22 protein-coding genes, 7 tRNA genes, 3 rRNA genes and 3 pseudogenes are annotated in these 23,066 nt (G+C 39.3%); 5 read left to right on the top strand and 30 right to left on the bottom strand.

The genetic code is table 11. The annotated features are described in order from the left end of the window. Positions 1-113: 113 nt before the first annotated feature. The 3 genes and pseudogenes from QF028_RS00175 to QF028_RS00165 form a co-directional block, all read right to left on the bottom strand. Positions 114-272 (bottom strand): hypothetical protein, encoded by a 159-nt coding sequence (locus QF028_RS00175; RefSeq protein ID WP_429463176.1) that lies wholly within the window; start codon positions 270-272, stop codon positions 114-116. Positions 273-288: 16 nt separating this feature from the next. Continuing rightward, a pseudogene (locus tag QF028_RS00170) lies at positions 289-678 on the bottom strand (dienelactone hydrolase family protein); the annotation flags it as partial. A 4-nt stretch (positions 679-682) separates the two neighbouring features. Further along, complete coding sequence (locus tag QF028_RS00165; RefSeq protein ID WP_429463174.1) at positions 683-1,309, bottom strand: nitroreductase family protein; 627 nt, start codon at positions 1,307-1,309, stop codon at positions 683-685. Positions 1,310-1,432: 123 nt separating this feature from the next. Here QF028_RS00165 and QF028_RS00160 point away from each other — a divergent pair, with 123 nt between their 5' ends. Continuing rightward, on the top strand, positions 1,433-1,783 hold the full coding sequence (locus tag QF028_RS00160) for a winged helix-turn-helix transcriptional regulator (RefSeq protein WP_429463172.1): 351 nt from the start codon (positions 1,433-1,435) through the stop codon (positions 1,781-1,783). A gap of 1,027 nt (positions 1,784-2,810) precedes the next feature. On the opposite strand, the gene QF028_RS00155 is transcribed toward QF028_RS00160, so the two are convergent. The 4 genes from QF028_RS00155 to QF028_RS00140 all read right to left on the bottom strand — a co-directional run bounded on the left by QF028_RS00155 (position 2,811) and on the right by QF028_RS00140 (position 4,853). Then, positions 2,811-3,326 (bottom strand): hypothetical protein, encoded by a 516-nt coding sequence (locus QF028_RS00155; protein WP_429463170.1) that lies wholly within the window; start codon positions 3,324-3,326, stop codon positions 2,811-2,813. A 378-nt stretch (positions 3,327-3,704) separates the two neighbouring features. Beyond that, positions 3,705-3,905, bottom strand: coding sequence for a hypothetical protein (locus QF028_RS00150; protein WP_429463168.1), 201 nt, complete (start codon positions 3,903-3,905; stop codon positions 3,705-3,707). 105 nt (positions 3,906-4,010) lie between these two features. Then, complete coding sequence (locus tag QF028_RS00145; RefSeq protein ID WP_429463714.1) at positions 4,011-4,379, bottom strand: zincin-like metallopeptidase domain-containing protein; 369 nt, start codon at positions 4,377-4,379, stop codon at positions 4,011-4,013. 6 nt (positions 4,380-4,385) lie between these two features. Continuing rightward, complete coding sequence (locus QF028_RS00140; protein ID WP_429463165.1) at positions 4,386-4,853, bottom strand: ArdC-like ssDNA-binding domain-containing protein; 468 nt, start codon at positions 4,851-4,853, stop codon at positions 4,386-4,388. Positions 4,854-5,636: 783 nt separating this feature from the next. On the opposite strand from QF028_RS00140, the gene QF028_RS00135 reads away from it, so the two are divergent. Beyond that, positions 5,637-5,975, top strand: a complete 339-nt coding sequence (locus QF028_RS00135) for a YolD-like family protein (RefSeq protein WP_429463162.1) — start codon at positions 5,637-5,639, stop codon at positions 5,973-5,975. A gap of 110 nt (positions 5,976-6,085) precedes the next feature. Beyond that, positions 6,086-6,250, top strand: coding sequence for a hypothetical protein (locus tag QF028_RS00130; protein ID WP_429463160.1), 165 nt, complete (start codon positions 6,086-6,088; stop codon positions 6,248-6,250). A 580-nt stretch (positions 6,251-6,830) separates the two neighbouring features. On the opposite strand, the gene QF028_RS00125 is transcribed toward QF028_RS00130, so the two are convergent. From QF028_RS00125 to QF028_RS00115, 3 genes are all read right to left on the bottom strand, one after another. Then, complete coding sequence (locus tag QF028_RS00125; protein ID WP_088090879.1) at positions 6,831-7,058, bottom strand: DUF2187 family protein; 228 nt, start codon at positions 7,056-7,058, stop codon at positions 6,831-6,833. A gap of 47 nt (positions 7,059-7,105) precedes the next feature. Further along, the gene (locus QF028_RS00120) at positions 7,106-7,327 is read right to left on the bottom strand and encodes a hypothetical protein (RefSeq protein WP_429463158.1); all 222 of its coding nucleotides are present in this window, start codon (positions 7,325-7,327) and stop codon (positions 7,106-7,108) included. Between the two features lie 354 nt (positions 7,328-7,681). Next, a complete protein-coding gene (locus QF028_RS00115) occupies positions 7,682-8,185 on the bottom strand; it encodes a hypothetical protein (RefSeq protein WP_429463157.1) in 504 nt (167 codons plus the stop codon). 533 nt (positions 8,186-8,718) lie between these two features. Here QF028_RS00115 and QF028_RS00110 point away from each other — a divergent pair. Then, positions 8,719-8,898: a Spo0E family sporulation regulatory protein-aspartic acid phosphatase gene (locus QF028_RS00110; RefSeq protein ID WP_429463155.1), complete on the top strand. Its 180-nt coding sequence runs from the start codon at positions 8,719-8,721 to the stop codon at positions 8,896-8,898. Between the two features lie 105 nt (positions 8,899-9,003). Here QF028_RS00110 and QF028_RS00105 read toward each other — a convergent pair whose 3' ends face one another. The 15 genes and pseudogenes from QF028_RS00105 to QF028_RS00035 all read right to left on the bottom strand — a co-directional run bounded on the left by QF028_RS00105 (position 9,004) and on the right by QF028_RS00035 (position 17,713). Next, positions 9,004-9,234, bottom strand: coding sequence for a hypothetical protein (locus QF028_RS00105; protein ID WP_168244600.1), 231 nt, complete (start codon positions 9,232-9,234; stop codon positions 9,004-9,006). 646 nt (positions 9,235-9,880) lie between these two features. After that, positions 9,881-10,096 carry a hypothetical protein gene (locus tag QF028_RS00100; RefSeq protein WP_429463153.1) on the bottom strand — a complete coding sequence of 72 codons (216 nt, stop codon included), beginning with the start codon at positions 10,094-10,096 and terminating at the stop codon, positions 9,881-9,883. Positions 10,097-10,470: 374 nt separating this feature from the next. Further along, complete coding sequence (locus tag QF028_RS00095) at positions 10,471-10,602, bottom strand: hypothetical protein (RefSeq protein WP_429463151.1); 132 nt, start codon at positions 10,600-10,602, stop codon at positions 10,471-10,473. Positions 10,603-10,805: 203 nt separating this feature from the next. Further along, positions 10,806-10,934 carry a protein YhfH gene (gene yhfH, locus QF028_RS00090; protein WP_088090819.1) on the bottom strand — a complete coding sequence of 43 codons (129 nt, stop codon included), beginning with the start codon at positions 10,932-10,934 and terminating at the stop codon, positions 10,806-10,808. 198 nt (positions 10,935-11,132) lie between these two features. Continuing rightward, a pseudogene (locus QF028_RS00085) lies at positions 11,133-11,497 on the bottom strand (DDE-type integrase/transposase/recombinase); the annotation flags it as partial. A 131-nt stretch (positions 11,498-11,628) separates the two neighbouring features. Further along, positions 11,629-11,919: a hypothetical protein gene (locus QF028_RS00080; RefSeq protein ID WP_429463149.1), complete on the bottom strand. Its 291-nt coding sequence runs from the start codon at positions 11,917-11,919 to the stop codon at positions 11,629-11,631. Positions 11,920-12,160: 241 nt separating this feature from the next. After that, positions 12,161-12,234: transfer RNA gene (locus tag QF028_RS00075), tRNA-Met, on the bottom strand. Between the two features lie 15 nt (positions 12,235-12,249). Beyond that, positions 12,250-12,322, bottom strand: a tRNA-Ala gene (locus QF028_RS00070). 24 nt (positions 12,323-12,346) lie between these two features. Continuing rightward, positions 12,347-12,423 (bottom strand) — tRNA-Pro (locus QF028_RS00065). A 9-nt stretch (positions 12,424-12,432) separates the two neighbouring features. Next, positions 12,433-12,509: transfer RNA gene (locus QF028_RS00060), tRNA-Arg, on the bottom strand. An 18-nt stretch (positions 12,510-12,527) separates the two neighbouring features. Next, positions 12,528-12,614, bottom strand: a tRNA-Leu gene (locus QF028_RS00055). 9 nt (positions 12,615-12,623) lie between these two features. Further along, positions 12,624-12,699, bottom strand: a tRNA-Lys gene (locus QF028_RS00050). 135 nt (positions 12,700-12,834) lie between these two features. After that, positions 12,835-12,951, bottom strand: a 5S ribosomal RNA gene (gene rrf / locus QF028_RS00045). Positions 12,952-13,027: 76 nt separating this feature from the next. Further along, a 23S ribosomal RNA gene (locus QF028_RS00040) occupies positions 13,028-15,962 on the bottom strand. Between the two features lie 201 nt (positions 15,963-16,163). Next, positions 16,164-17,713 (bottom strand): 16S ribosomal RNA (locus QF028_RS00035). The 16S, 23S and 5S rRNA genes sit together here with 6 tRNA genes alongside, the layout of an rRNA operon. A gap of 503 nt (positions 17,714-18,216) precedes the next feature. Here QF028_RS00035 and QF028_RS00030 point away from each other — a divergent pair. Further along, positions 18,217-18,480, top strand: a complete 264-nt coding sequence (locus QF028_RS00030) for a hypothetical protein (protein WP_429463147.1) — start codon at positions 18,217-18,219, stop codon at positions 18,478-18,480. A gap of 149 nt (positions 18,481-18,629) precedes the next feature. On the opposite strand, the gene QF028_RS00025 is transcribed toward QF028_RS00030, so the two are convergent. The 5 genes and pseudogenes from QF028_RS00025 to QF028_RS00005 all read right to left on the bottom strand — a co-directional run. Next, on the bottom strand, positions 18,630-19,535 hold the full coding sequence (locus tag QF028_RS00025) for an STM4504/CBY_0614 family protein (RefSeq protein ID WP_429463145.1): 906 nt from the start codon (positions 19,533-19,535) through the stop codon (positions 18,630-18,632). A 114-nt stretch (positions 19,536-19,649) separates the two neighbouring features. Beyond that, a pseudogene (locus QF028_RS00020) lies at positions 19,650-20,528 on the bottom strand (tyrosine-type recombinase/integrase). 218 nt (positions 20,529-20,746) lie between these two features. Then, positions 20,747-20,840 (bottom strand) — tRNA-Sec (locus QF028_RS00015). A 321-nt stretch (positions 20,841-21,161) separates the two neighbouring features. Further along, complete coding sequence (locus QF028_RS00010; RefSeq protein ID WP_429463143.1) at positions 21,162-22,733, bottom strand: protein kinase domain-containing protein; 1,572 nt, start codon at positions 22,731-22,733, stop codon at positions 21,162-21,164. A gap of 60 nt (positions 22,734-22,793) precedes the next feature. Beyond that, a partial coding sequence (locus QF028_RS00005) for a hypothetical protein (RefSeq protein WP_429463142.1) occupies positions 22,794-23,066 on the bottom strand: 273 nt, incomplete at its 5' end.

The raw sequence follows: 23,066 nt of genomic DNA, 5'->3' as shown, positions 1-23,066 counted from the left end.
AACATGGATTTATCTATCTAATTAGAGGCGGTCTCGGTGATCTACCCTCTAAATAGCTAATCCACACCCCAATATGTTGTTTAATTGTCCTTTCCGGGACATCTGTTTTTAGTCTATTTAAAATCAGGATCTACCAATAACTTTTTTGCAATGCCTTCAATTACCCGTTTTCTTTCTTGTGTTCTAGGTTTTGTCTTTTGTAACAATTCGGTATCAACAATATTCCATACGACTTTCATTTGTTCAATCTCTGTCCAACTGGAATTTCTCATTGTAGAACTGCACCCGTTAGCTTAATAACACCTTAGTTAATTTAATTAATGTTTCACAATAAAATTCACCAATTTCGCTAAATGCTTTTTGTGCAGATTTTACATTATATTTTGGCGAGTAGGGGTCACTGAATCCGTGCGTTCCGTTAAATTTATGTAATTCGATATTCTTTTTATCTAAAGTTAAAATTAACTCGTCCACATTAAATGATTGTTCTTCTTGCGGAAAGAATAGCATAGTAGGACATTGTGGTGTTAATTCTACATAATCCCGAATACGTGAACCATAGTATCCAACTATTCCATCGACACATTCTTCCTCACTACATAACCAAGCTACAGTTGCCCCTACACTAAACCCAATGATAAATATTTTTTGGTATTCATCTTTAACATCTGATAATAGAACACTAAATTATTTTGTTTCTATACATTACCTTATTTACATTATGCCTTACGGTATTATGACCGGCTTTAGCACCTTTACCAATAGCTATAAGCATAACATCTAAATACCTTTCAGAAATATTTAAGGTTGCTTTTAATTTCTTAGAATCATAGCCTGACATAGTAATTGTTTCAAAACCTGCTTCATTTGCTAACAAAATTAATGACATTGACGCAAGACTTACATCTCTAGTTAATTCTAGCTTTAAATCTTCATTTGATTTATTTTCATAATATTTTATTGCAGCATTCTCTAGATAATCTCTTAGCGATTCATCAAAAAAACCTGCTTGAAAGCCTTCTTCATGTATCTTAATAATATTATCTTTATCAAATGCTTGATAATCACCCAACATAACAATTAAAGTTGAAGCTTCTACCACTTGTTGTTGATTAAAAGCTATAGGTAGCAATAAATTTCTTAAGTCTAGATCATCAATAATTAGGTATCGAGTTGCTTGAATATTATTTCCGTTAGGTGACTTACTTGCACTTTCAATTAATGAGGTTAGAATTTCTGAACTTATTTTATAACTTGAATCATAATGTCTAACTGAACGTCTTTTTTCCAAAATATTTTTTACACTCATTATAACAACTCCGAAATTTTTATTTATCGCTCCTTTAATTATAGTAAGCAATAATAAATAAGAAAATAACGTACAAAAATGTGGTATAGCCACTTTTAAGTGCATATTCAGGAGGGACAGCACATGGTTAACTATAATACTGGAATCAACATTTTTATGAACATTGCAGGTGGAAAATGGAAATGTTTAATACTCTTTTTCTTGAGTCAAAAATCAGTAAGGACAAAAGAGTTTTACGAATTAATACCTGGAATTACACAAAAAGTCTTAACAGATCAATTGAAACAGTTAGAAAGAGATGGACTTGTACGAAGAGAAATATTTAAAGAGGTACCACCAAAAGTAGAATACAGCTTAACTGATCTAGGAAGATCATTTGTACCAGTATTAAACACAATGTGTGAATGGGGTAATAAGTATGCAGATATAAAAGGTATAGATAAAGATCAACAAATTTATTGTGATCATAATTAAACCTAAATTTCATCTAATGGTTCCCTCACAAAATTTCAAAGATAATAATTAAAAATAACTTGTTTAGCTGGTAAACAACATGTATATCATATATAAAGCTAGTTAACATAAACACAATTTTAAGAAGTACGCAAAAACGCCAAACCTATATGTACCAAAGGTTTGGCGTCACTTCGTTTTTATCGTTTATGCATGTTTTTTATACATCGTTGATACATCAACGTTTTCGGCTTCTTCAGAAGCTTGGTGGCTGCATAAAAAAATGGAGTTTATGCAATCTCTTATTCAATATAATGGCCCTTTAATGGAATAACATGACTGGCGTTTTTAAACACCTTTATTGTAAATGTAACAACTTTATTTGTAATGAAACATCTCTATTGTCATCCAACAAGGAGTCCTGCCGACAAAACGCGGATATCGTATGTTAGACATTTTTCAGAAGATAAAACCCTGATTTTTTTACGCTAGGGGTACCTCCAACATTTTGACGTGCAACTCACACTAATTACTAAATGGAAAAAAAAAGCTGATTTCTCGTACGCTAAGGGAATCAGCTTTTTTTATATATCTTTATTCACGGAAACGGGGATCAGCCAGAGCAATAGCAGTAACCTACAATACTCAAGTACAAAAGTATTATAAAATTGAATATTGCCATGACTCGGTGCCACTAATGCCAAAGTTGAGAGCCACAAGTGCCAGTAGGACAGCCACCAATAAAAAAGGGTTCTGCAATTAGTCAGTGGTACCAGATTGTCACTTTACATGGAGCCTCTACGGGCATGGATTCCCAGCCAAAAAGCCAGCATTCATAAGGCTGGCTAAGCCAACAAGGCTATCATGCCCGCCTCTCCATGTAAAGTGCACGTCTAGTCCGTCAACGTATCATAGGGTGGCTCTCGTCATCCCAGAGGTGGCTCTAAAATCTGTCCGAAGTGGCACTGGAAAATGGCAGAGGTGGCACTTTTGCATGGCTGTATACAAAAATAGGTATACCCGACTTCCCGCTATATTTAAAGCTCCGTTACCCCTTTTCATTGACCTTTTTTTCCTTCCGCTGTGTCCGAATAATCATAGGACCGGTTTTTTTGTCATTTTTGATGTTTTGCAGATAATTTACCAGATAATTTTCCGTGATCCGTTCCGGCACATACCCTAAACGGGTCCGAATGATATTTTCCACGACGAACGCCTTTTTTGTGAAATACATGTAATCCTGGCCTGATTCCTTTTCAGCTTCTTTAAAATCATTGCTTTCTTCACCAGCACGGCGAAACACATGCATATAATGATACATGTCATTTCGCTCTTTCCGTATCATTTTAAGCAAATACAGAATCTCAAAGGTGGATAATGTCATGATTTCAGGTGTCGTCTTATCGATCTGAGCAGCCAAAACAAAATCACGAAATCGAACGTCTAGTCTTTCGCAATTCTCTTTAACAATCCTGATATCAATATTCATGCAACAAAAATCACAATAGTAATATTGATGATCCATTCTTTCGATATGACTGCCGCAATATGGACAAGTTTTCATACAGATCCTCTCCTTTGATCCTGGTTTTTGAACTTTCTACCCCAATGAGAAATCCATTGCTCCATTTACGAACAGATGTAACAGTACGAAAATAATCAGTTTTCCTGTTACCCTTTATTCTTTTAATCTCTTAATTTTAAAGGATTTCAGCCCAACCTACATCCAAACATCTCCTTCTCCCCCGAATCATCTACGAAAGGTTTTAGGTTGCTGCAGCAACCATCCAGCAGGGCTCGATGCCTGCTTTCATCAAGAGAAAAAAACGAATGTTTTTTTCCTCCATCCGTGACCAATACCGGCAACAATATAGCCGGTGTTGGTCTCTTATATGATTAAAATGACAAGTATTCCAGGGAATCTGGGTTCTTAATATTTGTATCAAATAACTTCAATCACTTCCGTATGGATAATATTTCTAGCGTTCAGTTCACATTCTTTGATACGATTTAATTCGTAATCTTTCAAATCAAGGTCTTTAGAAACCATTTCTTCTGCTTGTTCTTGGTTTTTGGCAACGATAATCGATACCCTTTGTAAGCCTTTTGCAAAATAAACTACTTGAAAAACCTTCATATTCATTCACTCCTTTTATTAGTTTACTATGGATATAGATTTATCCTTTCACCGGCTGATTTGGCAGCCGGTGAAATTTGTGCTTATGATTTAATAAGTGATTATTTCCTTTTAATTTTCTTCTATCGAATGTGCATTTGTTTCTCCTAAAATATAATCGGCTGCTTTCTGTGCTTGAGCAGCTGCTTGTAAAATTAATCGACTATCTTTCTTTATAGCTCGTAACCATGAATCGATATAGCTCGCGCTATTTTCGATGGTACTGTTATCAATTCCGGACACTCCGCACAACATCGCCGTACCCATTTCCGCTACTAATTCCTCTTTGGAATAAATCTCATCCCCGAATGCCACTCCTTCAGTCATAATACCCGGGCGGGCTAAACGGCTTTGATGTCCTGTACTGTGCGCCATTTCGTGAAATAAAGTACAATAAAATTCCTCCGGAACGTTAAAATCTTTGATAGGTGGGCAATTGATTCTATCCTATGTCGGGAAATAGACTGCTTTACCCGATTGAAACGTGTAATCTGGTGAGTTTATATATCCTTTAAAAATTTCTTCCGCTTTTTCGATAGGGTCATACTCATTGCTTCTTTTACTTTCTAAGCCGGTACACTGTTTATTAATCTCCCAAACTCGATAATAAAAGGGTTTGGCAAAGGTCTTTTTTTCCCCTGTTTCTTCGTCTTCTTTCTCTTTCCAAAGCCAATAGACAATGATATGGGAATTTTTTAGTTCCTCTTTTTTAATTCGTCCACCCGCATCTAAAATCTGTTTTTTGGAAGCATATTCCCCTGGTTCCACTAGGAAAATATTGATTCCCCGGTATGGCTTTTGTGTTTTCCAATTGACCGCATTTGAATTGGTCCATGGTTGGCGCCACGGTACAACGCACTTTTCTAATTTTCCGATGATTTTTTCCGTAATGATTTCATACACGCTTTTTGTCATCTTGTTTTTCCTCCTTTGATTTGCTAATGATTTTAGATTTTTGATGTTTGGTCTAATGATTTTCTTTTCCCTTTTGACTTGCGAAGCGAGTAAGTTCCCCAAAGGGGGATGATTTTTCCCCTTTTGCAAGTAGAACGAAAAACACGCATAGGCAATGGGTCAAGGGTGCTCTTCGCACAAAAAGTTTTTTGCTGTTGCGATAGCTCCTTTATGCAAAAAAGTTTTTTGCCCCTTGACCGATTGACTAGCCTTCTTAGCTTCTAGCCGGAAAGGTTCGGGTGTCCTGCCGGCTGGAAGCTTAGAAGGCTTGCGCTGTTTTACGATTCGGAAGGCAAAAGGGAAAAATAAACAACAAAAGCAGCCGTTTCGGCTGCTCTCCTTTTGTCTTATATTCTTTTGATCTTTCAATCTTTTGATTTTCCGGTTTTCGGCTCGTTCGGTATGGCGGTTTAAGCCGTAAATGGAACAGGAACCTACGGAATGTAGGCGTGAGCCTTACAGACCGTGGTTATCGGTCCATTTAATGCCGAAGCGACACGTACGGAATGACAGAAAGGTGCTTTTTCCTTTTTGATCAGTCCGTAGTGCTGCCGCCCAAAGTCGTTCTGTATGCTTTTAACCTTAAGATTATAAAGTCCTTATTTCTAAAGAAAAATCGCAGCCTTAAGGCTGCCTGACTGGCAAAAATCTGTAGGGGGATGTAGGAATATCTAAAATTTTGTAACATACCCCTTGAACAATAAGAACGAATGTTCCTATAATATATAGAGAGAGGAATTTTTAATGAATAGAGATCATAAAGATCGTGGTATGAAAAAATGGAATGGTTTTTTCATGCCCGAAACCATAAAAATGTTGAAGGATCTTTGGGAGGATGATCAAAAAACTCCTAGGCCACATCTCGATGAAACAAAAATTGAAGAGATGGAACGGCTATTATTTGAAGGCATGGCCACCAAAAGGCTATTAGAAATTACCACATGGACAAACGGCTTTTTTACTTCACGCGTTGGATTTGTAACAAAAATAGATCCTCTAAAGAAAAAAATTCAAATTCAGGATGAACTGAGATCCACCATCAATCTTGATTTCTTTTCCTTAACCAATGTAATGGTCAAATAAATACTTACCATAAAAAGGTCAAACCTTTACATTATTGCGCTTTATAGAAGGGATTTTTTCAGATTCATAGAAATACATAGAAGACAAGTCATTATACGAGGGGGATTTGAATGGAGTTTTCAGTTCTCGTTTTAGGGTTGCAATATTTCTTGTTGGTAATGGGTGGTTGCTTGATTTTTTTCATCCTAGTGTTATTTTTCTCCAATAGATACACAAGGAGTGAATTAAATCAAATGGAACAAAACGAAACAATGAATGAAATACAACGAATGTAACGGTGAACAGTTTTCAGTGTTTCCGCTAGTTCAAAATACTTAGCCCTTCCAGCTACGCTTAAGCTGTGAAGGGCTGTTATAGGTACGAGTGCAAACATAACAAATATGATCCACAATTAGAGGGTAATCATTTCAACCGTTTCCCATTTCATATCTTTAAAATTTTAGAGAATGAACGGTGTCGTAATAGTCGTTTCGAAATATCGAAGTATTAATTCCCAATAAAAAACTGGATAGCGATTTAATCGATCCAGTACGTATTATTGATATGAAGTTTTTCTTATTATTCTCCTTCACCCATTTTCCACATATTTAACGAACATTTAAGTATTTTATTATAAGGACAATCTACATCTGTCCCTAGTATCGGCCCCACCTACGCCAGATACGCTGACGGCCACGCATGCCATCCAACCCACTATTTATTATAATAGAAAACGCTTACATTTTCAAATTTAAATTGAATTTTCAGAATAATTTTCTTATAGTTATATATTTACTGTTAATTTAAATGGGCAAAATCCTCCCTTTATCTTCTCTGGAAAAACCGAATTATTGTCCAAAAAAGGAATCCATTCATTTAAAATTGAGTATATATGACGTTTTCATTCACATCATGCACAACCAAAATCTTGTAATTTTTATGTGCCACAACGGTTCTATTTCCTTCAAATTTCAATTCCGTCTTATTTTCGGTTATATTCACAATGACTGAATTTTCATTTACCTTCTCAACAATCCCTTTGATTGCTTTCTTAAAAAGAATATGATTTCCCACTTCTGCTATTTCTTTTGCCTTGAATATCATTTTTCCCCTCCACAGAAAAGTACAGTTAGCCTATTACTTTTTCTTTCTTACATGATTTCCTTATGAACTCTTGCTCTCTTCGTTTGATGTATATCTATTTGTAATTTTTTCTTAAATAAAGTGAAAAGGGTCATCATTCTTTTCTTCCATTTTAGTTGCTTTTCATATTTAGACCCGTATAAATATTGATTAAAAAGATAATAGCCTGCCTCCTTAATCACGATCAATAGGACGATAAACAGAACAAAAACAATAATCCAAATCCACATGTATTAATCCCCTTTTGATAATGCAACCTATTGGCAAAATATCAAAAATGACGAACCCATAATGATGATATTAATTACGATTCTTTCAAACTAGCTTTTATAAGTATTTTACCAAAATTATGGATATTGAGATAGATAGAATGTAGGTTTTATTTTGAATTGCGAAATAATTGAAGAAAAAGTGTGGAATATCGTCTTTTACTTTAACTTGTGTATTCTCATCCTTACCAAACAGTAAACCGTATATGAAATCCCTGGTTTATTCACAAAAAGTTCACCGACTCATTCACAATACAATATAAAGAAAAAAACAGCTTGGAAACCCAAGCTACATTGCTGTTAACAGCTCCTACCTTATTCCTTTTTCGTTCGTTTCTTCTCCTGTTCGCAATACGTTTCGACTGTAGATTTACTCCAATAGGGGGTACCTGCAAGTTCAACATCCGCTTTCGGTATTTTTCCTCGACTGTAATACACATTTAATTTCCGTTTATCATAATTCAAGCCATGTTCTGATAAGAAATCAGCAAACTGCTTTTGATTAAAATAATCATCCGGCGTTTCTCGAAGAATGGAATGGGTAGGTTTTTGAATTAAATACGTATCTTCTTGAAAGAACTGGGTCACTAATTCTAACGCGAGTTCAAGCCAATCATTCTCTAAATGGTGATACAACAATCCAATATTAAAACTTTCCTGTTCAGGAGCTTCAAAAAACCAAGCTAATTTGAGGAATACAGCTTCAACATCTGTTAATCCTTTCATTGCTTCTTCCACCAATAAGATGTTCTCATAAGCTTTTAACTTACTTTTAAATTTCGGAAACGTTTCAATGATTCGTTTAGTGGAGCATTTCACCCTATCCCCTCCTGTTGACTTAGTCAACACAATCATAAAATAAAACGTTGACTTAGTCAACATCAAAACAGTCCATATATTGTTTTTATGCTGCATTCATGCACAGCATAGATGCAGCCGTCTTATTGGGATCGATGCTCTAAATAAGAGGAAACATACAAAATATGAAAAAAACAAAGGAGAGGGTTCCTTCTCCTTTGAATCTACATTTTACCTTCAGCTTTCATGCTGAAATAACTTAGCATTGGCATTGCATAATCACTTGAAAGCACGAAATAGAATGACATATATCGCTAAACAGCAACTAGACTTACAGGCAGTATTTTCGCAGGTGGAAACCGCTAGAAGCCGACAAGTACCAACTAAAAAGGGCTCTCGTTTCCTTCTTTTTAGTCCTTAGTTCTTCATTTTTTGTAACTTTTTAGGTTGTTTTGTCATATGTATTCCAATTGTGTGAAATTTTTCGCATAATAATAATTGCGTAGAAAATCGATTTTATCGAATTAAACAGTTAAAGAAAAATAGGGGAATGGATGATGGTTAGCGAGATCGAGAAATTAGAAGATCGAATCAATCAATTAAGAGAAGAATTGATCCAAATTGCAAAAGCAACCGGCTTAAAAAGCAATGAAACCCTTCGATACAGTCAGAAATTAGACGATCTCATCACGATGTATCAAATAAGTAAAAATGAACAATATAAAAAAGTTTGATTAAAAGTCCTGTATTGTCACATGATGAATATGGGAATTTTTTTTGATTTTTCTTTTGAAGTTTACATCGTTTAAAGTGCACAAGATGGTTACGAAAATCATTAATTACGTTGCGCTTTGCGTTAATTGAATGAAATCATCCAGATCCTTTGGATTGACTATCTGTTCAAAGTCGCATGGTTGCTTTAATGTAATGCCCCTTTGAGTAGCAACTGAAATCAGTAAACCTAATTCATAATACATATTTTTCGTTAATAATCCTTTTTCAATGTTATTCATCATTTCATCATAAAAAGCAATTAAAAAATCAGCAGGTAACTTTTCATAAAAATCCATTAATCACATCTCCCCTAATAAAAATGTAGGAAAACCTTTTTGGACAAAAAACATCACCTTAACCCCATTATATATAAGCATTTGTAAAATGTTTGTCGATTTTATTTAATATTTACAAATAATTCAACAATATTTTATCTTCGAGGGTTAGAAAAATGATCCGCGTACATTTTTTTACTTTACAGTCTCCTTTAAAATTATTAAAAATGAGATTCTGGAACAGTACCATTTTAAAACCGACTTTTTATTGTTATTTATGCTGCATCCATGCGCAGCATAGATGATGCCGTCTTGTTTGGGGCTCGCTGCCTCCAAACAAGACGAAATCACACAAAAATAAAAAATAACAAAGAAGAGGGAGGAACTTTAACTAGACCATAAAAAAAGGCGTACATTATGTTTAATATGTACGCCTTTTTGGTGAAATTTCAACATCTTTTACACATTAAACGGACCAAATTAATTATGTCCACTATGTATAATATATGAGCGTTAGCGGTCCCTTTACTTTGAAGAAGGATCGTGTAACCTTGATAGGTGTTGGAGTAGAGGCAACTTGCTCCCTTTCCAAGAGAAACACGACCCTGCAAGGTTCAAAGTCAAGGGCATATATTATACATATCTAATATGTAAGAGCCTTTTAAAATCAATGAATTTTCACCTTTAGTCTTGATGAATCTACCCCTCTTTCCTTTCTGCTACATCTTCCATCATGGCTTCGATCCACTGGATGGCTTCTTGTTTGCTGCTCATCGGTTAGTCGAACAAATTTTGTGCTAGCCTCATCTTCCTGACAAAATCTACCTACAAAATAACCTGTGCTTGATTTTGCTACCTTCAACCCATGAAAACTTGTTTCCATTCTCTATCACACCTTTTTTGTTTAACCTCTCCCAATCTTTGCAAAAAGGGCTGTCAACGGGCTTCAAGTTTGTGAAGTTTTTTAAGCGCCCTTCTTAAAAAAGTTCACAAACTTTGCGAAGCGCTAGCGTAGCACCCTTGACCGCCCTTATGAGCAAACGATTACAATAAATAGAACAAAGAAGGAGATTAATAGGGGCCGTAAATACGATCCAACGGGCTACCGTTGGATAGGTTTGGGCGAGAAGCCCAAGGTCTTTAAGATTTTCGACTCGTTTGGTACGGCAGCCTGCCGTAAATGGAACAGGAACCTATGGAATGTAGGCGTTAGTTAAATAGACTAAACTAATAAGAGGATACTATGTTCAAGTCTGATTAGTTACTTACTATCATTTGAATTTGTTCTGTCGTTAAGTTCCGAATAAACTCAATAAAATCAATGGCCTTAATTCCAAATTCCTCACATTTCTCCATATACCTGCTATAGGCTTGTTCATACATTCCCATTTTACTTGTTCTCCTTTCGTTCTGTACCTGTGACTTTTTGAAAGATTATTCATAGGAAGCTAGTTTTTGCACTATCTTCATGCCCTGTTCTTGGTATGAGCCCCACCTACGCTGTATACCGTGATAGCCCCCCTGCTATCTGACCTATAGTTGTGAAAAAGGAACAGGGCAATCATCTAGCACGATTAATCATATTCGTTACCTTAGGCTTCATGATTTCCGATGCATCTCTCACACTCATATAAATAAGATTCGTGTTGCTCCTCAATGGTGTCTCCACATTCACGACATTCTTTTTCCGGTAAGTTACGGTAGAATTCTAAAGTTAACATTTTCATGACCTCCTGAAATAGTGGATATATTTGTTAGATTGATTGTATTATAACAGATTTTAAAAGTCAACAACTGTTATATAATTATTTTAAGTTTACTAGGTGTGAGGTTTTAGATTGAAGATAGTCAAAAAGATGGTTCTGGTGCAAAAATCATTTGATAGAGACATAGAACTTAATGACCTGTTCAATGACAGTTTATGATGCCAATCCAAACAACTTATGTATGAATTTGACTTCATTTTGAACAGACCTCACCTGTTGGTGAAGTTGTCTTTTTTTCATCATATGCATCGCTTCAATGCCACTCAATATAGAAGTGGCTGTTTCATACAACTTAAATCCCAACATAGAACGCACACGTTTCTTAATGAAACGATGATCTCCACTATATTGTTAGGATACCGTATTCGCCTGATTTTGACGCCTTCAGGCATCAGCTTTTCCTCTTTTAACTGTTCAATGGCTAAAGGATACGCTGGATTTTCATCAACCGTTACGACACGTGGTGTTGTAGAATGACAAACAGCCAAGGCTTTTTTGAAAAAGCGCTTGGCTGCTTTGGATATATCCTTTAAAAATTTCCTCTGCTTTTTCGATAGGGTTATGGTCAAACGTTTCATTGCTTCATTAGCTCTCTAATCCGATGCATTGTTTATTTATCTCCCAGACTCGATAATAAAAGAGCACTTGCTTATATAAAATCAATTCGTACAAACACTTGGTCATTTCCAACATCAGATGTAAAAACAGTAATGTCACTTAAGTAAGTAATTTTAGTCGTCTCAGCAAAATGATTTACTTGGATAGAATAATCGCTAATTGTCCTTGGGCGATTACCACTGATCTCCATTTGGCGAGTAATAGACGTTAGTGCATTAACCATGGTTAATCCCTCAGGATTCGATTTGCTCTGTGCAGAACGCTCAATAAAAAGATTGTTCAAATCTTCCGTAATAGTAAAAACGCTTTTCTTTTTCGGCATGTAAAAAACCTCCTAAAACGTTAATGAAATATCGGGTGTATTTCGGCTTTTGACCGATGCACTGACCGTTTCATTTAGCGTTCTAGAAGGTTGATTTGACGGGCTTTAACGCCCCTTTTAAAGATGCGCCTTAGAGGATTCGAACCTCTGACCGTACGCTTAGAAGGCGTATGCTCTATCCAGCTGAGCTAAGGGGCCAATACCACTAACATTAATACAACATTAGCATTAATATCATATATAGCGGCGGAGGGGATCGAACCCCCGACCTTACGGGTATGAACCGTACGCTCTAGCCAGCTGAGCTACACCGCCATTTTTTAAAAATGATGGAGCCTAGCGGGATCGAACCGCTGACCTCCTGCGTGCAAAGCAGGCGCTCTCCCAGCTGAGCTAAGGCCCCATTTTATTAATGCAAACTCTCGTCTGGTCGGGAAGACAGGATTCGAACCTGCGACCCCTTGGTCCCAAACCAAGTGCTCTACCAAGCTGAGCTACTTCCCGCAATAATAATGGCGCGCCCGAAAGGAGTCGAACCCATAACCTTCTGATCCGTAGTCAGACGCTCTATCCAATTGAGCTACGGGCGCATTAATTTATAAATTGGTATCCGAGGACCGGAATCGAACCGGTACATTAGTCACCTACCGCAGGATTTTAAGTCCTGTGCGTCTGCCAGTTCCGCCACACCCGCAATATTAAGATGGTGAGCCATGAAGGACTCGAACCTTCGACCCTCTGATTAAAAGTCAGATGCTCTACCGACTGAGCTAATGGCTCAAAAAAGCAAAAAAAATAAATGGTGGAGGATGACGGGATTCGAACCCGTGTTACCGCCGTGAAAGGGCGGTGTCTTAACCGCTTGACCAAGGGGCCATAACAAATTTTAACAAAAAAAATAACCCTAGAGGGTTAGCCTGGCAACGTCCTACTCTCACAGGGACGCGTGTCCCAACTACCATCGGCGCTGAGAAGCTTAACTTCCGTGTTCGGTATGGGAACGGGTGTGACCTTCTCGCCATTGCTGCCAGACTATTTTATTGAGGAATCATTCCCTCAAAACTAGATAATGCAGAAGAAGTGTGTAAAAACAAGTTCGCCTTAAAAATTGGTTAAGTCCTCGAACGATTAGTATCAGTCAGCTCCACACGTCACCGCGCTTCCACCTCTGACCTATCAACCTGATCATCTTTCAGGGTTCTTACTAGCTTGCGCTATGGGAAATCTCATCTTGAGGGGGGCTTCATGCTTAGATGCTTTCAGCACTTATCCCGTCCGCACATAGCTACCCAGCGATGCCCTTGGCAGAACAACTGGTACACCAGCGGTGCGTCCATCCCGGTCCTCTCGTACTAAGGACAGCTCCTCTCAAATTTCCTGCGCCCACGACGGATAGGGACCGAACTGTCTCACGACGTTCTGAACCCAGCTCGCGTACCGCTTTAATGGGCGAACAGCCCAACCCTTGGGACCGACTACAGCCCCAGGATGCGATGAGCCGACATCGAGGTGCCAAACCTCCCCGTCGATGTGGACTCTTGGGGGAGATAAGCCTGTTATCCCCGGGGTAGCTTTTATCCGTTGAGCGATGGCCCTTCCATGCGGAACCACCGGATCACTAAGCCCGACTTTCGTCCCTGCTCGACTTGTAGGTCTCGCAGTCAAGCTCCCTTGTGCCTTTACACTCTGCGAATGATTTCCAACCATTCTGAGGGAACCTTTGGGCGCCTCCGTTACTCTTTAGGAGGCGACCGCCCCAGTCAAACTGCCCACCTGACACTGTCTCCCACCCCGATCAGGGGTGCGGGTTAGAATTTCAATACAGCCAGGGTAGTATCCCACCGACGCCTCCACGCAAGCTAGCGCTCACGTATCTCAGGCTCCTACCTATCCTGTACAAGCTGTACCAAAATTCAATATCAGGCTACAGTAAAGCTCCACGGGGTCTTTCCGTCCTGTCGCGGGTAACCTGCATCTTCACAGGTACTATAATTTCACCGAGTCTCTCGTTGAGACAGTGCCCAGATCGTTACGCCTTTCGTGCGGGTCGGAACTTACCCGACAAGGAATTTCGCTACCTTAGGACCGTTATAGTTACGGCCGCCGTTTACTGGGGCTTCGATTCAGAGCTTCGCGTGAGCTAACCCCTCCTCTTAACCTTCCAGCACCGGGCAGGCGTCAGCCCCTATACTTCGCCTTGCGGCTTCGCAGAGACCTGTGTTTTTGCTAAACAGTCGCCTGGGCCTATTCACTGCGGCTCTTCGAGGCTATTCACCTCAAAAAGCACCCCTTCTCCCGAAGTTACGGGGTCATTTTGCCGAGTTCCTTAACGAGAGTTCTCTCGCTCACCTTAGGATTCTCTCCTCGCCTACCTGTGTCGGTTTGCGGTACGGGCACCTTTTATCTCGCTAGAGGCTTTTCTTGGCAGTGTGGAATCAGGAACTTCGGTACTAAATTTCCCTCGCTATCACAGCTCAGCCTTCGCGAGAAGCGGATTTGCCTACTTCTCAGCCTAACTGCTTAGACGCGCATATCCAACAGCGCGCTTACCCTATCCTCCTGCGTCCCCCCATTGCTCAAACGATAAAGAGGTGGTACAGGAATATCAACCTGTTGTCCATCGCCTACGCCTTTCGGCCTCGGCTTAGGTCCCGACTAACCCTGAGCGGACGAGCCTTCCTCAGGAAACCTTAGGCATTCGGTGGATGAGATTCTCACTCATCTTTCGCTACTCATACCGGCATTCTCACTTCTAAGCGCTCCACCAGTCCTTACGGTCTAGCTTCAACGCCCTTAGAACGCTCTCCTACCACTGACATCTAAGATGTCAATCCACAGCTTCGGTGATACGTTTAGCCCCGGTACATTTTCGGCGCAGAGTCATTCGACCAGTGAGCTATTACGCACTCTTTAAATGGTGGCTGCTTCTAAGCCAACATCCTGGTTGTCTAAACAACTCCACATCCTTTTCCACTTAACGTATACTTTGGGACCTTAGCTGGTGGTCTGGGCTGTTTCCCTTTTGACTACGGATCTTATCACTCGCAGTCTGACTCCCACGGATAAGTCTTTGGCATTCGGAGTTTGTCTGAATTCGGTAACCCGATGAGGGCCCCTAGTCCAAACAGTGCTCTACCTCCAAGACTCTTACTACGTGAGGCTAGCCCTAAAGCTATTTCGGAGAGAACCAGCTATCTCCAAGTTCGATTGGAATTTCTCCGCTACCCACACCTCATCCCCGCACTTTTCAACGTGCGTGGGTTCGGGCCTCCATCCAGTGTTACCTGGACTTCACCCTGGACATGGGTAGATCACCTGGTTTCGGGTCTACGACCACATACTCATACGCCCTATTCAGACTCGCTTTCGCTGCGGCTCCGTCTCTTCAACTTAACCTTGCATGGGATCGTAACTCGCCGGTTCATTCTACAAAAGGCACGCTATCACCCATTAACGGGCTCTAACTACTTGTAGGCACACGGTTTCAGGAACTATTTCACTCCCCTTCCGGGGTGCTTTTCACCTTTCCCTCACGGTACTGGTTCACTATCGGTCACTAGGGAGTATTTAGCCTTGGGAGATGGTCCTCCCTGCTTCCGACCGGATTTCTCGTGTCCGGCCGTACTCAGGATCCACTCAGGAGGGAACGAAGTTTCGACTACAGGGTTTTTACCTTCTATGACGGATCTTTCCAGATCGCTTCATCTACTCCGTTCCTTTGTAACTCCATGTTGAGTGTCCTACAACCCCAAGAGGCAAGCCTCTTGGTTTGGGCTATGTCCCGTTTCGCTCGCCGCTACTCAGGGAATCGCGTTTGCTTTCTCTTCCTCCGGGTACTTAGATGTTTCAGTTCCCCGGGTATGCCTTCAATACCCTATATATTCAGGTAAAGATACTGTTCCATTACGAACAGTGGGTTCCCCCATTCGGAAATCTCCGGATCAAAGCTTACTTACAGCTCCCCGAAGCATATCGGTGTTAGTCCCGTCCTTCATCGGCTCCTAGTGCCAAGGCATTCACCGTGCGCCCTTTCTAACTTAACCTAAAAGGTTATTCTCTTACTTACATAAGAGAGAAAACTAAAATGGCATTGACTCGGTTCTTACATTGACTTCTTCATTACGATTATCTAGTTTTCAAAGAACGAAAGTTCTGAGAGAATTGCACTCTCAAAACTAAACAAACAAGAAACGTCGATCAAACAAACTGTTTTGTCTGGCTCACAGGTCCAGCTTTATCCTTAGAAAGGAGGTGATCCAGCCGCACCTTCCGATACGGCTACCTTGTTACGACTTCACCCCAATCATCTGTCCCACCTTAGGCGGCTGGCTCCTTACGGTTACCCCACCGACTTCGGGTGTTACAAACTCTCGTGGTGTGACGGGCGGTGTGTACAAGGCCCGGGAACGTATTCACCGCGGCATGCTGATCCGCGATTACTAGCGATTCCGGCTTCATGCAGGCGAGTTGCAGCCTGCAATCCGAACTGAGAATGGTTTTATGGGATTGGCTAAACCTCGCGGTCTTGCAGCCCTTTGTACCATCCATTGTAGCACGTGTGTAGCCCAGGTCATAAGGGGCATGATGATTTGACGTCATCCCCACCTTCCTCCGGTTTGTCACCGGCAGTCACCTTAGAGTGCCCAACTAAATGCTGGCAACTAAGATCAAGGGTTGCGCTCGTTGCGGGACTTAACCCAACATCTCACGACACGAGCTGACGACAACCATGCACCACCTGTCACTCTGTCCCCCGAAGGGGAAAATCCTATCTCTAGGAGTGTCAGAGGATGTCAAGACCTGGTAAGGTTCTTCGCGTTGCTTCGAATTAAACCACATGCTCCACCGCTTGTGCGGGCCCCCGTCAATTCCTTTGAGTTTCAGCCTTGCGGCCGTACTCCCCAGGCGGAGTGCTTAATGCGTTAGCTGCAGCACTAAGGGGCGGAAACCCCCTAACACTTAGCACTCATCGTTTACGGCGTGGACTACCAGGGTATCTAATCCTGTTTGCTCCCCACGCTTTCGCGCCTCAGCGTCAGTTACAGACCAGAAAGCCGCCTTCGCCACTGGTGTTCCTCCACATCTCTACGCATTTCACCGCTACACGTGGAATTCCGCTTTCCTCTTCTGCACTCAAGTCCCCCAGTTTCCAATGACCCTCCACGGTTGAGCCGTGGGCTTTCACATCAGACTTAAAGGACCGCCTGCGCGCGCTTTACGCCCAATAATTCCGGACAACGCTTGCCACCTACGTATTACCGCGGCTGCTGGCACGTAGTTAGCCGTGGCTTTCTGGTTAGGTACCGTCAAGGTACCGGCAGTTACTCCGGTACTTGTTCTTCCCTAACAACAGAGCTTTACGACCCGAAGGCCTTCATCGCTCACGCGGCGTTGCTCCATCAGACTTTCGTCCATTGTGGAAGATTCCCTACTGCTGCCTCCCGTAGGAGTCTGGGCCGTGTCTCAGTCCCAGTGTGGCCGATCACCCTCTCAGGTCGGCTACGCATCGTCGCCTTGGTGAGCCGTTACCTCACCAACTAGCTAATGCGCCGCGGGCCCATCTGTAAGCGTCAGCCGAAACCGACTTTCAGCTTTTCCTCATGAGAGGAAAAGGATTATCCGGTATTAGCACCGGTTTCCCGGTGTTATCCCAGTCTTACAGGCAGGTTGCCCACGTGTTACTCACCCGTCCGCCGCTAACCAACAGGAGCAAGCTCCTATTGATTCGCTCGACTTGCATGTATTAGGCACGCCGCCAGCGTTCGTCCTGAGCCAGGATCAAACTCTCCAAGAAAGTTGATTAGCTCATTTTGTTACGTTGGCTCGTGTTCTTAATATTAATAGAAGAAACACGATTAATTGATTGTTTGTTGACGTTTTTGTTTGTTTAGTTTTCAAAGAACAATCTGTCATGTCAGAAGCGACATTTATTATCATATCAAATCTCAATTACTATGTCAATATAATAATACAACTTTTTTGTTTTCACTTTTAACTATTAAAACCGCCGTTAAAAGCAACTTATCTATCATAACACCTCAAATTTACAAATGCAACAGAAAGTTTTTCTTTTTTTAGGAAAGTTTATTTCCCTAAAACTATTTCTTGAGATAACAATATCTTATCTCTTTAAATCAACAACCAAAACCCTGGCCACTTGCAGTCTTCAACAAATATCAGGGCATAACAGGCACTGGAAATAGGGTAGGATTTAAGCGTATACTAGTTTAAGTAAATATAAATATATAAAATCTAAATTATGAATTTGATTGCTTTCTATCTGGAGAGGACTATCGTATGAGAATTGTAACAAAAGTTAAAAATGAAGAACTAGAAATTATAAAAATCTATATAAGCCTGGGATTTACTATTACTGTAGAAATATTCACAGTACCAGAGGGCTACAAAAGCTTAGCGAATAATTCCTTCCCTCAACACGATGAATTATTAGGAACTGGAGTGCATGAAAATAAAAAAGAGAGTGTAAAACTAGCCATCAAAGATTTACGGGAATTGATGGAAGCGTTCGAGGAAAGTTCCAAGTCCAAGCGAGGACATTGAGTCTGAAGCTGTTTTTAGAATTTGTTTAGAGAGGGAGTTTTTGAAGCAGAGAGATTGAGTGAAGTTTCGGAGTAATTCTGAATGAACAAGTTTCGATCGTTGTGTTACATTGGCAAAAAGAAAAAGCTCCCTTGTCGGAGAGCTTGTCGTTATTTCTTTGTTTTATAAGCTTCAATAAGGAACACAATGTTGGTTGCACATAAATGTAAGCCATAAGCGACTGTGAATCTTGGAAGTGGAACCGTTTTTTCTCCTTGACCGTGTGCGTGTTTATTTCTTAAAACTGGTTGACCCATTAGGGAGTTCTCAAGGTACTCTGGTATCACTTGATTTTTAATTAAAAGCTTTATCAATGGGTTTGCGGTCTCTTTACCAGTGAGCTTGATATTCATTTTAGAGCATATCGACTTCAAGACACTTTCAAAAGCCTTCCCAGCTTCAACAATAGCTTCCTTATCTCTGCCTTTCTTAAAGTGTTCGTGAGCGTTCATAAACTCCTCTGAAGCTACCTTAAAGCCTTCTCCGAACATAAGGTCAACAGCTGGTTCAACGGCTTCTCGATAAATATAGTCAGAGTCTACACGGACTATCTTCCCATTAAGATATTGATAACCAATTCCGTGTTCTTGGAACCTTTTATTTAGTTCGTTAATTGCGTCGTCTGGATATTGAGTTATTCCTTTATCAGCCCAGTTCCGACGCTCTCTTCTTATTTCGGTATCTATTATTTTGAAAGTGAGTTCGATAATATCGAGTACTCTTTCGACTGACTTCTCTTGTTGTAAAAAAGCAAAACAATTCTCGATAGAGTTACGTCCCATTTCACTCAAGCTAGTTAACCCATATTCTTTGCATAATGACTTATGAATGTAGTCCCAAGTATCGTTAGAGGAACTGCTACTATTATAATAGTATCTCCCAGAGTCATACTGACCCATTGCGTCTCTCCAGATATGAGCCACTTGTACTCTTAATGGTTGAGGTATTACGTCGTATTTAAAGATAGATTTTTTATTGTTGTTATTTCTTTTAGAAAAAATATCAATTATCCCCAAGGCTAGTCTCCTTACTTTTTTTAGAACAATTATACCACGAAATTACAAATATTCTCCATAATATGACATGGCTAGGAATACATAATACAAAAAAGCTCTCCACCAAGGGAAAGCTTAACGAAAAACATGTCTTAATGGGCTGAATGAATTATGCTGACGCTTTACGTCCATGTTGGTCATGTTCACATACTTGCGAGTCATTGACATGTCTGTATGCCCTAAAATCTTTTGTAAACTGAAGGGGTCTCCTCCATTTGTAATATAAAGTAAAGCTCCAGTGTGTCTTAGTATGTGAGGACGAACAGCTTTCTTAACTCCAGACAATTCAGCAACCTCATGAAGTCGTGTTCACCATGTATTCGATAGCATTTCACGTCCGTCATAAGTTAGGAATAAAAGGTCTTCACCAAAGTCCGAGGACTCGTCCATGTACTCCTTTAAGAGTTTCATGGTCTTTGTTGATAGTGGTACTTCACGAGCTTTACGAGTCTTAGTGTTCATTGCTTCTAGTTTGATAGTACCAGCTTTAAAGTCTACATTTGAACGCTTCATTGCAAGTAGTTCCGAGATACGAACCATTGTATCAAGTAAGACCATAGTCATTACCTTATCACGATACCCAGCAAAAGTTGACTCGTCAAAAGCATTCAACAGACTCTTAATTTCTGCAACGGAAAGAGCTTCAATTACTTCCTCTGCAACCTTGATTGGTTTAAAGCGTTCATGGATTGGCTCGTCAATCAAGTTCTCCATGAAGCAATATCGAAGGAAAGCTCTCATTGTCCTAATTCTTATGTTAACCGTGTTCGGTTTCAGTTGTTTCTCGTGAACCATGAAGTCAACCCAACCAAGAAAAGCCTCTGTTGTGATTTCTTCTCGTGATAAGTCTTTACCAAAGTAATCACACAGCCATTGAAAGTGAATTTCGTATTCTTCCACAGTTTTTGGAGCTAGTCCTTCAGAGTTCTTAAACCACATGAACCTTTCAAACATTTCAACCATTGTAAACGACTCCGTGACCTTTCTAGTTGCTGTAACACGACCATGTTTTCTAACACCTTTTCTCATACAAAAAAACCTCCAAATAAATAGTATTTGAAGGTTCTGAACTCACACAGTTTCGTATTCTCGGTTTCACACAGTTTCGTTTAAAATGACCAAAAGACTGTGTGTGTTTGAAATTGTTCGTTTGACAAGAAAGTCAGTATAGGCGGGACTGCGTGGGAATCGAACCCACCAGACCTGGCACGCAGGTCTCAAGCAGTTTTGAAGACTGTGGAGGACACCAGTACCCCATTCAGCTTCAGATTCCCCATTAATATCAAGGGGTCTCGGCAGTCTCTTGATAGTTTTTTAGACCGTTTTCCCTCAACCTCTACAGTCTCCATTCTAGAATAAATATTTACTTATGACAATTTAAAATATTATCCAAGTAGGGGCGAATTTGCTAGTTTATGTTTCCAGATTCCTTATTTAATTAAAGTACCAGTAGCTTAAGTACATCTTTTTCATAAATTGTTACAATTGCTTATCTATAATAACTAAAAAGGGATGGGAATCTTCCATCCCTTTTTTTCTTATAATTAATTTTAATGATTTTTATCAAACACGATTATTCATCACCTTTTATTTTTTACCTAGTATCTCCTCTAATTGTTTGTTATTCAACTTTACAAGGTTTTTTAATTTTTGAAATACATTGCCTTCTGAGGGATCATCATGTGCTAATTTCCAAAAATATGGATTAAGCATCAGATGATTATATATATATTGTAATATCACCATATACTCTCTGAATTCTTCTGTATTTAATTTAGAATGTCTTCCATCATATGTAGCCTGTATTCTATTATAGATAGACGATTTATGGACTATTAAAAATACCCCATCCGTCCATCTAGTAACATAAGATGCTATATCATCTGATTCATAGTAAGGTTCATATTGTCCCTCGTTTATAATTAAATCTTCTTTTATTAATAGTGAATTATCAATAAAATCCTGTAATTTCATCCATTTCTCTAGCTCTGCAATCCTTTCAGGATAAACTGGATCTAACCGATCGAATTCTAAACGAAAATAACTAAACTCAGGATCATCATTTGGAATTTCCCAAATCAATCGCTTTAATTTGAATAGTTCTGTATGATTAAAACCAAAATCTATAGCTAGAATATCTCGTTCATTTACCCAATCAGCTTCTGTTATATCATATAAATCCATTCCTCCAGAGCCGTGAATAAAAGTATGATTAAAATTCAATTTGGATAGTTGTTTAACTATCCCAACAACTTGTTCCTTATTTCTCCATATTACGGTACTAGGATTATTTTGTTGGACCACTGTTTCTTCAATAAATCTCCATAAACTTCTTGAAGCCGCTCCTCGATTTTTGGTAATTTCTCTCCATTCTAATAACCTATTAAGAAATACCTGGATTGTAGGTCTTTTTATTGGGTTTTCAGCTGTAGCGTCGGAAAGCAGTTTATATAATTCAACGAAATGTTGATGAGGAAATCTATTCTGCAATTTTTGATTCTCAAAATAATTAAATTGACCATCAAAAGCATACTCTTCATTAGTAAGTACAATCCATAAAGTTTTTGCAAATGAATATACATCTGCTGGTTTAGAATCATCAACCAAATTAGGTGTTCTCATTTCCGGAGCCATAGTCTTTCGGTTTCCTAGCGCTTCTTTAGCTCTTGTTAAATCCTCTTTTTCTGGAAAATCGATAAGCCCAAAATCTCCAAAACAATATGTTCCATCATAATATAAAATATTCTCAGGTTTGATATCTCGATGTGTGATATTCTTTTCATGGAGTTCCACTAATGTTTCTGCTAGTTTCTCAAATATTTCTACTAGTTCATAAATTTCCTTGCAACTTTGCACTTTTTCCTTTAAAGGGATTGCTCTAGGCATTACAAAGAAATACTGTCCTGAATCCTTACAAGGTAACTCGTACTTTAGTACAGGTATTATTCCTTTTTGCCCAGCTTTATAAAGTTCATGAACTTTCATTGCTTCAGTTTTAAATCTTTCTAATTTTAATTTTGAATGTTCCCCAGTAGCTTCATTAATCTTCGAGACTTTAACAGCAAATTCTTCGGAATTTGAGTTATCACACATTAGAAATACCCAACCATTTCCCCCTTCCCCAAGTTGTTCTATTCTTTTATAATCTACATAACTCATTTTAATCTCCCTAATAAAAAGTTTGATAAAGTATTTTATAGATACAATTGATATATATTTTTAACAGTGCTCAATCTCTTCAATTCCATCCAAAGTTAATATTAATGTTGTACCAGTCTTCCCGACCTTTTGATCGTTGACTTGATTAATTGCACCAAAATAAACATTTGCAAGCTCTTTGTAATTTGCAAATCCACCCTTGTTTTCTTTTATTTTGTTATGTATAAAAAGTTCAGCCTGTTTCTTTAATTTATCCTCTTCCTCTTGGCTTGAAGCATTTACCACTATTGCTGACTCAAATTCATTGCCTTCATAATTGTCATCTGAAGAGAA

Origin of the sequence: Neobacillus sp. B4I6 (assembly GCF_050434045.1) — a bacterium.
Taxonomy (GTDB): domain Bacteria; phylum Bacillota; class Bacilli; order Bacillales; family Cytobacillaceae; genus Neobacillus.
The sequence above is the reverse complement of the archived record's forward strand: the minus strand, read 5'-3'. Positions and strand labels throughout refer to the sequence as shown.